Source organism: Streptomyces sp. NPDC051963, from assembly GCF_044593495.1.
Taxonomy (GTDB): Bacteria; Actinomycetota; Actinomycetes; order Streptomycetales; family Streptomycetaceae; genus Streptomyces.
In genome coordinates this window covers 848,611-862,978 of sequence record NZ_JBIUCC010000002.1, presented here as the reverse complement: position 1 = coordinate 862,978, position 14,368 = coordinate 848,611, and the positions used below count along the sequence as shown (strand labels likewise).

Annotated in this window: 14 protein-coding genes and 1 riboswitch; of the genes, 3 read left to right on the top strand and 11 right to left on the bottom strand. The window is 68.8% G+C overall.

Annotated features, from left to right (window positions below):
• Positions 1-69: 69 nt before the first annotated feature.
• From ACIHFB_RS10310 to ACIHFB_RS10295, 4 genes are all read right to left on the bottom strand, one after another.
• Entirely contained in the window at positions 70-1,080 is a 1,011-nt protein-coding gene (locus tag ACIHFB_RS10310; RefSeq protein ID WP_365277326.1) for an NlpC/P60 family protein, read from the bottom strand.
• 202 nt (positions 1,081-1,282) lie between these two features.
• A complete protein-coding gene (locus ACIHFB_RS10305) occupies positions 1,283-2,317 on the bottom strand; it encodes an NlpC/P60 family protein (RefSeq protein ID WP_365277323.1) in 1,035 nt (344 codons plus the stop codon).
• Positions 2,318-2,527: 210 nt separating this feature from the next.
• Positions 2,528-3,871 carry an NYN domain-containing protein gene (locus ACIHFB_RS10300; protein ID WP_400126329.1) on the bottom strand — a complete coding sequence of 448 codons (1,344 nt, stop codon included), beginning with the start codon at positions 3,869-3,871 and terminating at the stop codon, positions 2,528-2,530.
• Positions 3,872-3,937: 66 nt separating this feature from the next.
• Positions 3,938-4,177, bottom strand: a complete 240-nt coding sequence (locus ACIHFB_RS10295; protein WP_365277317.1) for a hypothetical protein — start codon at positions 4,175-4,177, stop codon at positions 3,938-3,940.
• A 168-nt stretch (positions 4,178-4,345) separates the two neighbouring features.
• Between ACIHFB_RS10295 and ACIHFB_RS10290 the strand changes: the two genes are divergently transcribed.
• On the top strand, positions 4,346-5,083 hold the full coding sequence (locus ACIHFB_RS10290; protein WP_400126327.1) for a rhomboid family intramembrane serine protease: 738 nt from the start codon (positions 4,346-4,348) through the stop codon (positions 5,081-5,083).
• Positions 5,084-5,131: 48 nt separating this feature from the next.
• Positions 5,132-5,413 (top strand): Lrp/AsnC family transcriptional regulator, encoded by a 282-nt coding sequence (locus ACIHFB_RS10285; protein ID WP_210576181.1) that lies wholly within the window; start codon positions 5,132-5,134, stop codon positions 5,411-5,413.
• Between the two features lie 15 nt (positions 5,414-5,428).
• On the opposite strand, the gene ACIHFB_RS10280 is transcribed toward ACIHFB_RS10285, so the two are convergent.
• From ACIHFB_RS10280 to ACIHFB_RS10255, 6 genes are all read right to left on the bottom strand, one after another.
• Entirely contained in the window at positions 5,429-6,796 is a 1,368-nt protein-coding gene (locus tag ACIHFB_RS10280) for an aminotransferase class V-fold PLP-dependent enzyme (RefSeq protein WP_400126325.1), read from the bottom strand.
• A 123-nt stretch (positions 6,797-6,919) separates the two neighbouring features.
• Positions 6,920-7,036: riboswitch (SAM riboswitch) on the bottom strand.
• 75 nt (positions 7,037-7,111) lie between these two features.
• Positions 7,112-8,176, bottom strand: a complete 1,065-nt coding sequence (gene trpD, locus ACIHFB_RS10275) for an anthranilate phosphoribosyltransferase (protein WP_365277310.1) — start codon at positions 8,174-8,176, stop codon at positions 7,112-7,114.
• A gap of 122 nt (positions 8,177-8,298) precedes the next feature.
• Positions 8,299-9,936, bottom strand: coding sequence for a cytochrome bc complex cytochrome b subunit (locus tag ACIHFB_RS10270; RefSeq protein WP_365277307.1), 1,638 nt, complete (start codon positions 9,934-9,936; stop codon positions 8,299-8,301).
• On the bottom strand, positions 9,933-10,988 hold the full coding sequence (locus ACIHFB_RS10265; protein WP_365277304.1) for a Rieske 2Fe-2S domain-containing protein: 1,056 nt from the start codon (positions 10,986-10,988) through the stop codon (positions 9,933-9,935). Before ACIHFB_RS10265 ends, ACIHFB_RS10270 begins: the two co-directional genes overlap by 4 nt.
• A complete protein-coding gene (locus ACIHFB_RS10260; RefSeq protein ID WP_365277301.1) occupies positions 10,985-11,794 on the bottom strand; it encodes a c-type cytochrome in 810 nt (269 codons plus the stop codon). Before ACIHFB_RS10260 ends, ACIHFB_RS10265 begins: the two co-directional genes overlap by 4 nt.
• A gap of 63 nt (positions 11,795-11,857) precedes the next feature.
• The gene (locus ACIHFB_RS10255; protein ID WP_365277298.1) at positions 11,858-12,478 is read right to left on the bottom strand and encodes a heme-copper oxidase subunit III; all 621 of its coding nucleotides are present in this window, start codon (positions 12,476-12,478) and stop codon (positions 11,858-11,860) included.
• A gap of 179 nt (positions 12,479-12,657) precedes the next feature.
• On the opposite strand from ACIHFB_RS10255, the gene ACIHFB_RS10250 reads away from it, so the two are divergent.
• Positions 12,658-13,059: a hypothetical protein gene (locus tag ACIHFB_RS10250; protein ID WP_365277295.1), complete on the top strand. Its 402-nt coding sequence runs from the start codon at positions 12,658-12,660 to the stop codon at positions 13,057-13,059.
• A 5-nt stretch (positions 13,060-13,064) separates the two neighbouring features.
• On the opposite strand, the gene ACIHFB_RS10245 is transcribed toward ACIHFB_RS10250, so the two are convergent.
• The gene (locus tag ACIHFB_RS10245) at positions 13,065-14,327 is read right to left on the bottom strand and encodes an Ig-like domain-containing protein (protein ID WP_400126321.1); all 1,263 of its coding nucleotides are present in this window, start codon (positions 14,325-14,327) and stop codon (positions 13,065-13,067) included.
• Between the last annotated feature and the right edge of the window lie 41 nt (positions 14,328-14,368).

Here is a 14,368-nt window from a genome sequence, read left to right as displayed (position 1 = left end):
GGGCGTGCCTGCACTTCCCCGGGGTCGCTTAGCCACGTTCCCGATCGTACGGGGGCTGTCGAGTACGGGTCAGACCCTCGTCACCGACGAGACCGGCATCATCCCCACCGGGTCGTAGCGCACAGGTGCGCCGGGGTACGGGGCGTGGACCACCTGGCCGTTGCCCATGTACATCCCGATGTGGCTGGCGTCGTGGTAAGTGACCAGGTCACCGGGCTGGGCATCGGACAGCGGGACCTGTTGGCCCGCCCCGGCCTGGGCCTGCGAGGTGCGCGGCAGGGAGACCCCGGCCTGGGCGTACGACCACTGCATCAGGCCCGAGCAGTCGAAGCCGCTGGGGCCGTTGGCGCCCCAGACGTACGGCCTGCCCACGGCGGACATGGCGGCTGCGACCGCGGCGGCCGCCCGGCCCGAGGGCGGGACGGCGCCCCCGAAGTCGGGCAGGTCCAGGCGGCCGGAGCGGGAGGCGCGGTCGTAGGCGGCGCGGTCGGCGGCGGTCAGCGAGTTGAGCAGCTGCCGGGCCCGGGCGAGCTTGCGTTCGACGGTTCTCTTGTGGGAGGCGACGGCCTTGCGGCTCTTCTCCAGCTCGAAGAGCTTCCCGGCCGCCTCCGTGCGCTCCCCGGCGAGTGTGCGCATGGCGTCCTGGAGATCCTTCAGCTCGCCCGTCTGGTGGGCGGTGATCCGGTCGAGGACGAGGGCCTTGTCGAGGTAGTCCTCCGGGTTGTCGGAGAACAGCAGCGCGAGGGAGGGATCGATGCCGCCGGAGCGGTACTGGGCGCCGGCCAGCGAACCGAGCGCCTCCCGCATCGTGTTGATGCGCTCCTGCTGCCGGGCGATCCGGTCCTGGGCGTTGCCGACCTCCTCGCGCAGCGCGTCGGCGCGCTCATCGGCCTCGTTGTAGGCCTCGGTGGCCTTCTCGGCCTCCGAGTAGAGGCGGTCCACCTCGGCACGCGTGTCGTCGTGCGGGGCGGCGCCCGCCGGAAACGCGCCAAGGGCCGCGGCGGCGGCGGACAGCACACAGACCGCGGCGCTGGCGCCCCGGTCGAATCCGGACGGTGCAAGGCGACGATGGGACCCCACGGATGCCGCACTCCTTCCGCTGGCGGACAGGGAAACGCGGCAGACAGTAGCCCCGTGGTGGGGTGACGACCAAAGACCTTCGTGGGCACACAACGTGACGCCCCGCCTCTGACGCAGGTCATCGGCGGGGCGCGGGGTCAGTCGCAGTTGTCGTGATTCGCTCGAACGGGCGGTACGACGCGCTGATCTTGGAGTGCTGGGCTCAGATCCGGACGCCGAACTGGAACGGCATGTTGTTGATCGACTCGTAGCGCACGACCGCGCCGGTGCGGGGCGAGTGCAGCACCTGGCCGTTGCCCGCGTAGAAGCCGACGTGGTGCTGGTCGCCGTAGAAGATGACCAGGTCGCCGACCTTGAGGTCGCTCTGCGAGTAGATCTGGGTGCCGGCCGTGGCCTGGGCCTGCGAGGTGCGCGGTATGGAGACGCCGGCCTGGGCGAAGGCCCAGGAGGTCAGGCCCGAGCAGTCGAAGGAGGACGGGCCGGAGGCGCCGTAGACGTAGGGCGAGCCGATCACGCTCTGGGCGGCCTGGAAGGCGGCCATGGCCCGGCCGGAGGCGGCACCGGTGTTGCCGAGGTCCACGCGCGCGGAGGCCGAGCGGCTGGCGCGGGCGTCCGCGGCGGCGAGGGCGGCCTTCTCGGCGGCGGTGAGGGAGTTGAGCAGCTTCTGCGCCTCGGCGAGCTTGCCCTGGACTTCCTTCTTCTTGTTGCCCAGCTCGGTGCGGGTGGAGGCGAGGTCCTTGAGCTTCTCGGACGCCTCGGACCGGTCCTGGGCGAGTTCGCGCTGCTTGTCCTGGATCTTCTTCAGCTGCTCGACCTGCTGGGAGCTGAGCTGATCGGCGGTGGACGCCTTGTCCAGGTAGTCGTCCGGGTTCGACGACAGGAACAGCTGGAGGGAGGAGTCGATGGAGCCGGTGCGGTACTGCGCGGCGGCCGCAAGCCCCATGGAGTCACGCAGCTCGTTCAGGTCTGCCTGACCACGGGCCACGTTGTCCTGGATGGTGGAGATCTCCTTCTGGAGCTTCTCCTGCTTCTCCTTGGCCCCGTTGTACTTCTCGGTGGCCTGCTCCGCCTCTTCGTAGAGCTTGTCGACCTTGGCCTTGACCTCGTCCTTGCTCGGCTTCTCGCTCGGCGCGGCGTTGGCGGCCTGCGCGCTCAGCGCTACAGCGGCAGCGGCCGCGGTGGTCAGCACGGTCACGCGTGTGCGACTGGGCTGCTTGGGTCGACGATGGGACGCCACGGAGGCGAACTCCTTCTTGTGAGTGATCACCCGCTCGGAGGTTCGAAGCCAGACCCTAGTGACACAGCTGTGATCAGATCAAATCCCTGGGCGATAAATCCCGGTTACGGACCGCATTCTTTACCCGCAACTCACATGCGGTGATGCACGATTGACACTACGTTGCGTGACAGATCCGCCAATTCGGGCATTGAGTCTGTACGTTGACCTTCAGGACAGTCGCTTGAGAAGTACCGCAGACGCGACCGGCCGGGCGCCCGCCTTCGCGATCCCGTCGGCGACCTCGCGGTCGGTCGAGGCGACGATGACCGGACGCCCCGGCGGCTCCGCGCGCACCAGCTGGCGGATCAACTCGTCGGCGGTGACGCCCGGTTTGGAGAACAGCACCCGCACCCCGCGCGGCGGTGCGAGCAGCACCGGCGCCGCCAGCTCGGCCCCGTCGAAGACACAGGTCACCTCGGCGCCGGTCTGCGCGGCGAGCTGCGAGAGCTGCCCCAGCAGCCTCAACCGCTGCTTCTCCAGCGGCATTTGGGGATAGCCTGTCTTGGTGACGTTGTAGCCGTCGACGACCAGATGCGCCTGCGGCAGGGCCAGGAGCTGGTCGAGAATCGCGGGGTCGTTTTCGGACAACGCCCGCGCCGCGATGTCTTTCGGCGTCATTCGTCCCGGTTCGACCGCATCCACGGTCTCGGCCGGCCGCACCGACACCGGTGGCAACGCCAGCTCCCGCCGCAGCCCTTGGGCCGCGTCGAGCACGGTGTCCAGCAGCAGCCGTACGCGCATGTCCTCGACGCTGCGGCCTTCCCGGGCCGCCCTGCGCGTGGCCTCCAGCGCGGCCTCCGCCTCCCCGAGCCGCGCCTTGAGCCGCCGGGACTCGCTCTCCGCGGCGGACACCTGCGCATGCGTCTCGGTGCGTACGACCTCGACCTCGCCGTGCAGCTTGCGCAGCGCGGCCTCGCCGCGCTTGACGTCACTGAGGGCGGCGCGCAGCTTGCGATGGAGGGAGTCGGCTTCCTTCTTCGCCGCGTCCAGCTCGGTGCGCAGCCGCTCGGTCTCGGCCCGGGTGTGCTCGCGGGCCCGGTCGAGTTCGGCGCGCAGCCGTTCCAGTTCGGCGCGGCTCTCCTCGTCGGCCCGCTCGGCATCGGCCCGCTGGGCCTCCTCGCCGGCCGCGGTCACCAGCTTCACCCAGCCGGTCGGGCGCAGTACATAGGCCGCGGCCGCCACGTCGAGCGGGTCCGCGGCCGGGGGCGGCGAGCCGGAGTCGAGGGCGCCGGACAGTTCCGGCTGGGTCTCTCTGAACTTCTCGCCGATGCGCTGCCGGAACAGCGGATCGGTCTCCAGGGCGGCCGCCATCGCGTTGCCGGCGAACTTGGCCCGGCGATTGGGGGCGAAGCGTGCGTACTGCCGAAGCTGCGCGGGCAGTTCACCGACGGTCAGCCCGCCGAAACCGTCGGAGACGATCTGTACGACTCTGCGGCGCACCCCGTCGGGCAGCGGACGGTCGAGCACCTCAGCGGCGCCGTCGCCCGGCTCCCCGCCTGCACTCTCCACCATCCGTCACACCCCATCACCTGTGCGGGATCCCCGGAGCAGGGATCGCCCGTGCGGGGGCCGCTCCCATCAGGAGCCGGCGCCCGGCCTGTCCACGAGTTCCACCTGATCCACCGCGTTGCACCAGCGGCACCGCACCGATTCGATCTCCTCCGTGACCACCTCGCGCTCCTCGACCTTCGGCTCACCGGCGAGGTCGAGGTGGATGTATTCGACGACCTTCGACGAGCGGGTCACGTCGAAGCGCGTGAGATTGCCGCAGAGGGTGCAGCGCCACCGCGTCGTGGCGGTCGGCAGGGGAACCGTCATCGTGACTGTTGGCCTTCCTTCTAGTGTCCGTGACACGCCAGCTTCCCTGATGCGTGTGGCTCGTAACCCTACGGCCTGGCGCGTACTCGACGCCCGTCCGTCCGCCGGGCCCGTCCGGCGGCGAGGCGGTCTGTGCGGCTGCGTCCCGTTACGTCATGCTCTGTGGTCATGATCAGCAACTGGACCGCGTCGGCGGTCAAGGCCATCCGGACGCCGTCGGCACCGATGACGTACACCCTGATCGCCGCCTGCTGTCTGCTCTTCCTGGTCGGACCGGCGGCGGGGCTCAATCCGGTGTACGGCACCGGGGACGCGCTGCTCGCCGCCCAGCGGGACTATTTCCATCGCTGGGGGGTGGTCCCCGCAGAGCTGTTCGAGGGATCGGCTCGGGCGGTGTTCACTCCGGCCACGGCCTTGTTCCTGCACGGCAGCTGGGTGCATCTGCTGGGCAACATGCTCTTCCTCTACGTCTTCGGGGTGATGACCGAGGAACGGATGGGCCGCCTTCAGTTCACCCTCTTCTACCTCGGCTGCGGCTATCTGGCCCTGCTGGCCTACGCGTCCGCCAACGCCGACTCCGAGCAGTCCCTGGTCGGCGCCTCCGGGGCGATCTCGGCGGTCCTCGGCGCGTTCCTGTACCTGTTCCCCGGGGCCCGGGTGACCAGTCTTCTGCCGTTCCTGTTCTTCCTGCCGCTGCGCTTCCCGGCCTGGGTCGTCCTGCCCTTCTGGGCGGCGCTCCAGTGGCTGGCGGCGGCCCGCGTCTCCCAGGGCCCGAGCGTGGCGTACCTGGCCCACCTGGCGGGCTTCGGCCTCGGTCTCTGTTACGCGTGGGTCCGTTTCGGAGAAGGAAAAAGGCGCGTAGCGCGGCCTTGGAAGGGCGGTGGTGGGCGACGGGCGGACGGCTAGAGTGAGGCGCACCCCAGCGACGCCGGCCCCCGAGGGAGAGAAACAGCCGTGATCACCGCGATCGTGCTCATCAAGACCAGCGTGGACCGGATCCCCGAGATCGCGGAGTCGATCGCCGCCCTTGACTCGGTCAGCGAGGTCTTCTCCGTCACCGGCACCTACGACCTGATCGCCATGGTCCGGGTGAAGGAACACGAGGACCTGGCCGACGTCATCCCGGGCCGCATCAGCAAGATCCCCGGCGTGGAGGGTACGGACACGCACGTGGCCTTCAGGACGTACTCCCAGCACGACCTGGAGGCGGCGTTCGCCATCGGGCTCGACAACTGACGGTCGGCCACCGGTTCACGCGGACGTGTCGGGGACGCAACGTCCGTCCTCCGTGCGGTAGTTCCACCGGGCGCCGTTGCGGACGAGCTCCTTGACGGCTGTCACGAACCGCTCGACGTGCTCGTCCGGCGTGCCCGCGCCGAAGCTCACGCGGATGGCGTTGAGGGACTTCTCCCCGGGCGCCGCCTCGGGAGCGCCGCACTCGCCCTGGGTCTGCGGGTCGCTGCCGAGCAGGGTGCGGACCAGGGGGTGGGCGCAGAACAGGCCGTCGCGGACGCCGATGCCGTACTCGGCGGAGAGGGCCGCGGCGAAGTGCGAGCTGTTCCAGCCGTCGACGACGAAGGAGATGACGCCGACCCGCGGGGCGTCGTCGCCGAAGAGGGACAGGATCCTGACCTCGGGGACCTCGGCGAGCCCCGCACGCACGGTGTCGATCAGGTACTGCTCACGGGCGACCAGGGTGTCGAAGCCGACCTCGGTGAGCGCCTTGCAGGCGGAGGCGATGGAGTAGACGCCGATGACGTTCGGGGAGCCCGCCTCGTGCCGGGCGGCGGTGTCGTGCCACTCCACCTCCACTCCCCCGTCCGGGCGCCGGGTGACCTTGCGGCTGGCACCGCCACCGGCGAGGTACGGCTCGGCCGCGCGCAGCCAGTCGGCGCGGCCGGCCAGGACACCGGAGCCGAACGGGGCGTACAGCTTGTGCCCGGAGAAGGCGACCCAGTCGACATCGAGGTCCTGCACCGACACCGCGTGGTGCGGGGCCAGTTGGGCGGCGTCCAGGACGATCCGGGCGCCGTGCGCATGCGCGGCCGCGGCCAGTTCCCGCACGGGCCACAGCTCGCCGGTGACGTTCGAGGCGCCGGTGACGCAGACCAGGGCCGGGCCCTGAGGGTCACGGTCGGCCAGGGCGCGCTCCAGGGTCTCGACGGCCTGGCGCGGGGTGCGCGGCGCGTTGAGGTAGGTGACGCGGGCGTCCTGCCAGGGCAGCAGCGAGGCGTGGTGCTCGGTCTCGAAGACGAAGACCTGGCAGTCGGCGGGGAGCGCGGCGGCGAGGAGGTTCAGCGAATCCGTGGTGGACCGGGTGAAGACCACCTGGTCGTCGGCGCGGCAGTCCAGGAACTCGGCGACCGTCCCGCGGGCGTTCTCGAAGAGGTCGGTCGACAGCTGGGAGAGGTAGCCGGCGCCGCGGTGCACGCTGCCGTAGTACGGCGCATACGCCGCCACGTCGTCCCAGACGCGCTGGAGCACGGGGGCGCTGGCCGCGTAGTCGAGCGCGGCGTAGGTGACCTCGCCGCCGGTGACGAGCGGAACGGTGACATCCCTGCCGAGAACGGGCAGCGGGGCACAAATGGTCTGGACGGCGGCAGCGGTGGGGACAGACATGGGGAACTCCCGTGAGAGGCAAGGAAAGTGAAAAGGGGTACGCGGAAGGGGGGCTCTACGCCCTATCGCATTCGCTTGCTCACAGAGGACTCCTCGACGACCAGGATCCCTGGCTGCGTGAGGGATCCGCGCTTGCCGTACACCTTGCTGTGCACGGCCTGGTCTTCACCCGGGGCACCCCGCCACGGACGGAGGGTTGCCGGACAGTCGGCCGGGGCCTCATGACTGTCACTCATGACCTGGGCAGAAAAGTACGTGAAATGATCGACGTCCCGCAACCCGTGTCCGGATTGCGGGACGAGACCTTGTGGGCCGCTACTTGTTGCTCGCGGCCACCCAGCGCTCCAGCGTCAGTTTAGCCGCCCCGGAGTCGATCGACTCCGCCGCCTTCTCCATCCCGGCGCTGATCTGCTCCACGAGCGAGGTGCCGGCCGGTTCCAGGGCCACCAGCGCCGCCGCCGAGTTCAGCACCACTGCGTCCCGCACCGGGCCCGTCTCGCCGTCCAGCAGGCGCCGGGCGACCTCGGCGTTGTACGCGGAGTCCGCGCCCCGCAACGCCTCCACCGGCACCAGTTCGAGGCCGACGTCGCGCGGGTCGAAGGACTCCTCGGTGACCTTGCCGTCGCGGACGATCCACACCCGGGAGGTGGCCGTGGTGGTCAGCTCGTCCAGGCCGTCGTCGCCGCGGAACACCAGGGACGAGTTGCCGCGCTCGGCGAAGACGCCGGCCACGATCGGCGCCATCCGGAGGTCCGCGACGCCGACCGCCTGCGCCCTCACCTTCGCCGGGTTGGTCAGCGGGCCGAGGAAGTTGAACGTCGTCCGGATCCCCAACTGGCCACGCGCCGCCGCCACATGACGCAGCGCCGGATGGAACTTCACCGCGAAGCAGAAGGTGATCCCGGCGACCTCGGCGACCTCGGCGACCCGCTGCGGCGTCAGCTCCAGATTGACGCCCAGCTTCTCCAGGACGTCCGAGGCGCCGGACGCCGAGGACGCGGCCCGGTTGCCGTGCTTGACGACCTTGGCGCCCGTGCCGGCCACGACGATCGAGGACATGGTGGAGATGTTCACCGTCTTGGCGCCGTCACCGCCGGTGCCGACGATGTCGACCGTACGCCCCGGCACCTCGATCACGTTCGCGTGCTCGTACATCGCCCGGACGAGCCCGGTGATCTCCTCCACGGTCTCGCCCTTGGCGCGCAGCGCCACCGCGAACCCGGCGATCTGCGCGTCGGTGGCCTCACCACGCATGATCCGGTCCATCGCCCAGGCCGTGTCGTCGGCGCTCTGGTCCCGGCCCTCCAGCAGCCCGTTCAGCACCTCCGGCCAGGAACGGCCCGCCGCGATGTCGCCTCCAGCGGGGGTCACAGCGTTCATAGCCGCTCCTGTGGGTCGTAGAAGAGTGTGAGCCCCACCCTATCCAGCCCAGGGCAGGGCGAAGGGCCCCGTCCGTACACCGGACGGGGCCCTTCGACCGTGGCGTGGCTTGCGCGCAGCGATCAGTGGTGGCCGTGGCCGCTCGTGATCTCCTTGTACTCCTCGACGGACGGCTTGGCGATCTGGCTCTCCTCGCCGTAGTACGCCTTGCTGAGCTTGGCGCGCAGCTTCTGGGAGCCCTTCACCTTGCGCGCGACACCGTTCTCGTCGACCAGCGGGCCGATCTCGGCCGGCTCGTACTGCTCGTGAGCGGTGAGCGTGTACAGCGCGTCCTGGCTGAGCGGCTCGTGGATCTCGACGAACTCACCGTGCGGCAGGCGCTTGATGATGCCCGACTCGCGGCCGTGCAGCACCTTGTCCTTGTCCCGGCGCTGGAGGCCGAGGCAGATCCGCTTGGTGATGACGAACGCGACGACCGGGGCGACGAAGAACGCGATCCGGACGAACCAGGTGATGGCGTTGATCGACAGGTGGAAGTGGGTGGCCCAGAGGTCGTTTCCACCACCGATCAGCAGCACCATGTACCAGGTGATCCAGGCGACACCGAAGGCCGTACGGGTCGGAGCGTTGCGCGGGCGGTCCAGGATGTGGTGCTCGCGCTTGTCGCCGGTGACCCAGGACTCGATGAACGGGTAGACCGCGATCGCGACCAGGACCAGCGGGAAGATCATCAGCGGGATGAACACACCCAGGACGAGTGTGTGACCCCAGAAGTTGACCTCCCAGCCCGGCATCACACGGATCAGACCCTCGGAGAAGCCCATGTACCAGTCGGGCTGGGCGCCGGTCGACACCTGGTCCGGACGGTAGGGGCCCATGGCCCAGATCGGGTTGATCGTGGCGATCGCGGAGATGGCCGCGATGACACCGAAGACCAGGAAGAAGAAGCCTCCGGCCTTCGCCATGTACACCGGCAGCAGGGGCATGCCGACGACGTTCTTGTTGGTCCGGCCGGGGCCCGCGAACTGCGTGTGCTTGTGGTAGAAGACCAGGATCAGATGGCCGACCACCAGGCCGAGCATGATGCCCGGCAGCAGCAGGATGTGGATCGAGTAGAAGCGGGCCACGAAGTCGCCGCCCGGGAACTCGCCGCCGAAGAGGAAGAACGACAGATACGTGCCGACGATCGGCACGGACAGGATCGCGCCCTCCATGAAGCGGACACCGGTGCCGGAGAGCAGGTCGTCCGGGAGCGAGTAGCCGGTGAAGCCGGTGAACATGCCCAGGACGAACAGCAGGAAGCCGAACAGCCAGTTGACCTCACGCGGCTTGCGGAACGCGCCCGTGAAGAACACCCGCATCATGTGCACGAACATGGCGGCCAGGAAGACCAGCGCCGCCCAGTGGTGGATCTGCCGGATGAGCAGACCGCCGCGGACGTCGAAGGAGATGTGCAGCGTGGAGCTGAACGCCTCCGACATCAGCTGGCCCTGCAGCGGGATGTAACTGCCGTGGTACTCCACCTCGTTCATCGACGGGTGGAAGAACAGCGTCAGGTACACACCCGTGAGGATGATGATGATGAAGCTGTAGAGGCAGACCTCACCCAACATGAACGACCAGTGGTCGGGGAAGATCTTGCGCATGTTGGTCTTGGCCAGGGAGTAGATCCCCAGCCGGCCGTCGGCCCAGTCGGCGACGCGCTCGCCGGCCGGTGCCTTCCCGCGGTCGCGGGCCTCGTTGGTCGTCGTAGTGCTCATCCGCGCTCCCAGAATGCAGGACCGACGGGCTCTTCGAAGTCGCTGAGCGCCTCGAGGTAGCCCTCGTCGTTCACACCGATGCGCAGCTGCGGCAGGGCGTGACCGGCGGGACCGAAGATCACTCGGGCACCGTCGGAGAGGTCGAAGGTGGACTGGTGGCAGGGGCAGAGGACGTGGTGCGTCTGCTGCTCGTACAGGGAGATCGGGCAACCGACGTGGGTGCAGATCTTCGAGTACGCCACGATGCCCTCGTGGGACCACTCCAGCTCGCGCTTGTCCTTGATGTTGTCCGGCTGAATCCGGACGATCATCAGGGCGTCCTTGGCGATGTGCTGCTGGAAGTCCTCGTCGTGCTCCTCCAGGCCCTCGGGCTTGGCGAAGGTGAGCGAGCCGACCACGACGTCGGAGGGACGCAGCGGCTCGTCGGTGTTCATGTTGACGAGGAGCTTGCCCTTGCGCCAGCTCGTGTGGCGGAGCTTGGTCTCGGGCAGCGGACCGAGGTCGCGCAGCAGGACGATGCCGGACAGCGGCACCAGGGTGAGCGCGCCGAGCATCGTGTTGCGGATCAGCTTGCGGCGGCCCAGCGCGGACTCCTTGGCGCCCTGCTTGAAGTCGGCCATGACCTTGGCCTTGACCTCGGGCTCCGCCTCGATCGCGTGGCGCTCGTCGACCATCTCCTCGTCGGACATCAGCGTGCGGGCCCAGTGGACCGCGCCGGCGCCGATGGCGAAGAGGGCGATGCCGAGCGTCATGCCCAGCGCGAAGTTCAGCCCGCTGATGTGGCCCAGCGGGAAGATGTAGACCGACTTGTCGGCGGGGATCGTCACATACGAGGCGATGAAGCCGACGGTGGCCAGCATCGACACCGTGAACAGCATGGCCACCGTGCGCTCGGACCGGCTGGCGGCCCGCTCGTCGATGTCCTGGACCCGGTGCTCGTGGGGCGGCAGACCGGGGTCGGCGAACGGGTGCTTCTCGTCCGCGACGCCCACTGCGCCGTGCGTGTCCTGCTCAGCGGGCAGGTTCTCTTCTGGAATGTCTTGGCTACTCATGACTTCTTGGCCTTTGCGGTCCGAGCGGCGACCCAGACGGCGACCGCGATCAGCGCGCCGAGTCCGAAGACCCACGCGAACAGGCCCTCGCTGACCGGACCGAGTCCGCCCAGCTCAAGACCGCCGGGGCTCTCGGTGTCGTCGCCGTTGACCGCGTCGAGGTACGCGATGATGTCCTTCTTGTTCTGCTCCGACAGCGTGGTGTCGGGGAACGAAGGCATGTTCTGCGGGCCGGTCTGCATGGCCTCGTAGATGTGCTTGGGGTCGACGCCCTCAAGGTCCGGTGCGAACTTGCCGTGCGTCAGCGCGCCGCCCTTGCCGGTGAAGTTGTGGCACTGCGCGCAGTTGGTGCGGAACAGCTCGCCGCCCTTGGCGATGTCGGCGCCCTCGGGGCCGTACTCCGCTTCGGTCGGGACGGTCGGACCGGCACCCAGCGAGGCGATGTACGCGGCCAGCTGGTCGATCTCGGCCTGCGAGTAGATGACCTTCTTCTTCGGGACCTGCGCGCCCGGCTGCTGCGCCGGCATACGGCCGGTGCCGACCTGGAAGTCGACGGCCGCGGCGCCCACGCCCACCAGGCTCGGACCATCAGTGGTGCCCTGACCGCCGGTGCCGTGGCAGCTGGCGCAGCCGACGGCGTAGAGCTTCTTGCCCTCGTCGATGGCGAGGGACTGGGCGGTTGTATCGGCCTGCGCCTTGTCCGCAGGCGCGAACACGGCGTACAGCCCCCCTGTGCATGCCAGCGCGAGGAGTAGGACGACGAGCGCCGCCAGCGGATGGCGTCGTCGTGCGGAGAGCTTTTTCACGGATTACCCCGGTGTCAGGATCTTCTGCGTCGATGCTTCTGGAATGTTCGGGAGCGGGCCCGGCTACTTGATCAGGTAGATCGTGGCGAAGAGGCCGATCCAGACGACATCGACGAAGTGCCAGTAGTAGGACACGACGATGGCGGCGGTCGCCTGCTCGTGAGTGAACCTCTTGGCCGCGTAAGTGCGGCCGAGAACGAACAGGAAGGCGATGAGGCCGCCCGTCACGTGCAGGCCGTGGAAGCCGGTGGTCAGGTAGAACACCGAGCCGTACGGGTCCGAGGAGAGCGAGAGCCCGTCCTTCTTCACCAGCTCCGTGTACTCGAAGATCTGACCGCCGATAAAGATCGCACCCATGATGAAAGTGATGATGAACCAGCCCCGGAGCCTCTTCACATCACCGCGCTCGGCGGCGAAGACGCCGAGCTGGCAGGTGAGGGAGGAGAGCACCAGGATCGTGGTGTTCACCGAGGAGAAGGGGACGTTGAGGGCGTCCGCCATCTCCTTCCAGTGATCGGGTCCCGTCACCGATCGCAGGGTGAAGTACATCGCGAAGAGGGCCGCGAAGAACATCAGCTCGGAACTCAGCCAGATGATGGTTCCGACGCTGGTGAGGTTCGGCCGGTTGACCGACGGGTGCGCATGCCCGGTATCTACTGTCGTTGCTGTCGCCACGACCGACATTATGTCGGTCGCTTATCCCGCCCTCACTCCGGGGGGTGCCGTTCGGAGTGTTCGCAGCTCGTGGACTGCCCGTATGGCCCATCGCAGCGATGTTCCAACAGGTGTTGACGGAGAGTCCGAGGGAGTAGCATCCGCGGCATCGGTACCCGGAAGTTCCCGACCAAAGACGCGGAGGAACAATGCAGGCGACCGCCACGGTGCTGGTCTACAGCGACGACTCCAACACCCGTGAGCAGGTACGGCTGGCGACCGGGCGCAGGCCCGCTCCGGACGTGCCCCTGGTGGAGTTCCTGGAGTGCGCGACGCCGGCTGCCGTGCTCAAGGAGCTGGACAAGGGCGGGATCGACGTCTGCGTCCTGGACGGTGAGTCCGTGCCGATGGGCGGCATGGGGGTCTGCCGGCAGATCAAGGACGAGGTGTTCAACTGCCCGCCGGTGCTGGTGCTGATCGGACGGCCGCAGGATGCGTGGCTGGCGACCTGGAGCCGGGCGGACGCCGCGGTGACGCTGCCGGTGGATCCGGTGGAGTTCGCTTCTGCGCTGGCTTCCCTGTTGCGCGGGAAGAGTGCGCTGAGCGCCTAGGCAGCTCACACGGCCGCGGGTCGCAGCCTTGACACGTCCTCCGGCTTCGGCCCCTCGGGGTTGCCCTTGAGCAGCGCGCTGCCCTGGCGCCAGTTCTTCCACTCCAGGTTCCAGTCGCCGAAGCCGTTGCCGAAGGGTTCCATCGTCTCGCCGTAGGAGTTGACGACCTCGACGAGGTCGCCCTCGCGGACGTTCTCGTAGAACCAGGCGGCGTTGCCGGTGCTCATGCCGGTGCAGCCGTGGCTGACGTTGGCGTAGCCCTGGGAGCCGACGGACCAGGGGGCGGCGTGGACGTACTCGCCGCTCCAGGTGAGCCGGGTCGCCCAGTAGACGGGGAGGTCGTACGACTCCGAGGAGCCCTCGGCGATGCCGATGCTGGTGCCGCGCATTCGTACGAAGTACTGCTTGCCGATCACGACCTTGACGCCGTTGCGGGTCTCGAAGCCGGGCTTGCCGGTGGTGACGGGGATGTCGTTGATCGCCTCGCCGTTCTTGTAGACCGTCATGGAGTGGGACGACGCGTCCGTCACGGCGATGACCCGGTCGCCCGTGGTGAGCTTCAGCGGCTGGGTGCTGCCGCCCCAGAGGCGGTCGCTGATCTTGATGCCCTCCAAGGTGCTGCGGACCCGGATGGTGGCGTGGGTGGGCCAGTACTCCTTGGGGCGGTAGTGGAGTTCCTTGTCGTCGACCCAGTGCCAGGCGCCCTCCGCGGCCGGTGTGGACTCGACCTTCAGGGCCCGCTCGATGATGGCCCGCTGGGCCTTCAGTCTGACGGGCTGGTCCAGTTCGGCCGTGATGGGCTGGCCGACGCCGTACGTGCCCGCCTCCGGCCCGAACTCCACCTTCAGGCGCTTCTTCGTGAGGGGCTTGCCGGTGTCGAAGGTGAGGACCTTGCGGCCGGGCGCGCTGTCCTCGTCCTCGGTGCTCACCCGGACCGTGTAGTGGGCGTCCGCGGCCAGTGGCGAGGTGCTGTGCCAGCGGGAGCCGTCGGCGGAGAGTTCGCCCGCCACGTACCGGCCTCTGCCGTCCATGGCCGTGACGTCCGTGATACGGCCGTCCGAGCCCTCGGCGGTGACCTCCAGGGGCTTGTCCGGGTCGGCCTTCTTCCCGCCCTTGGAGGGGCCGTTGAAGGCGATCTGGTCCGCCGCGTCGTACGGGGCGGCGGACAGCGGGTTGCCGTCGCTGCCGCAGCCCGTGACGCCCGCGCCTAGGGCGATCACCAGCAGCGTGCAGCCGACTACGGTGCGGGTGCGGGGTGTGGTGTTCATGGCTTCACGCTAGGAAGCCACGTCAACCGCGGCGCGCTGGG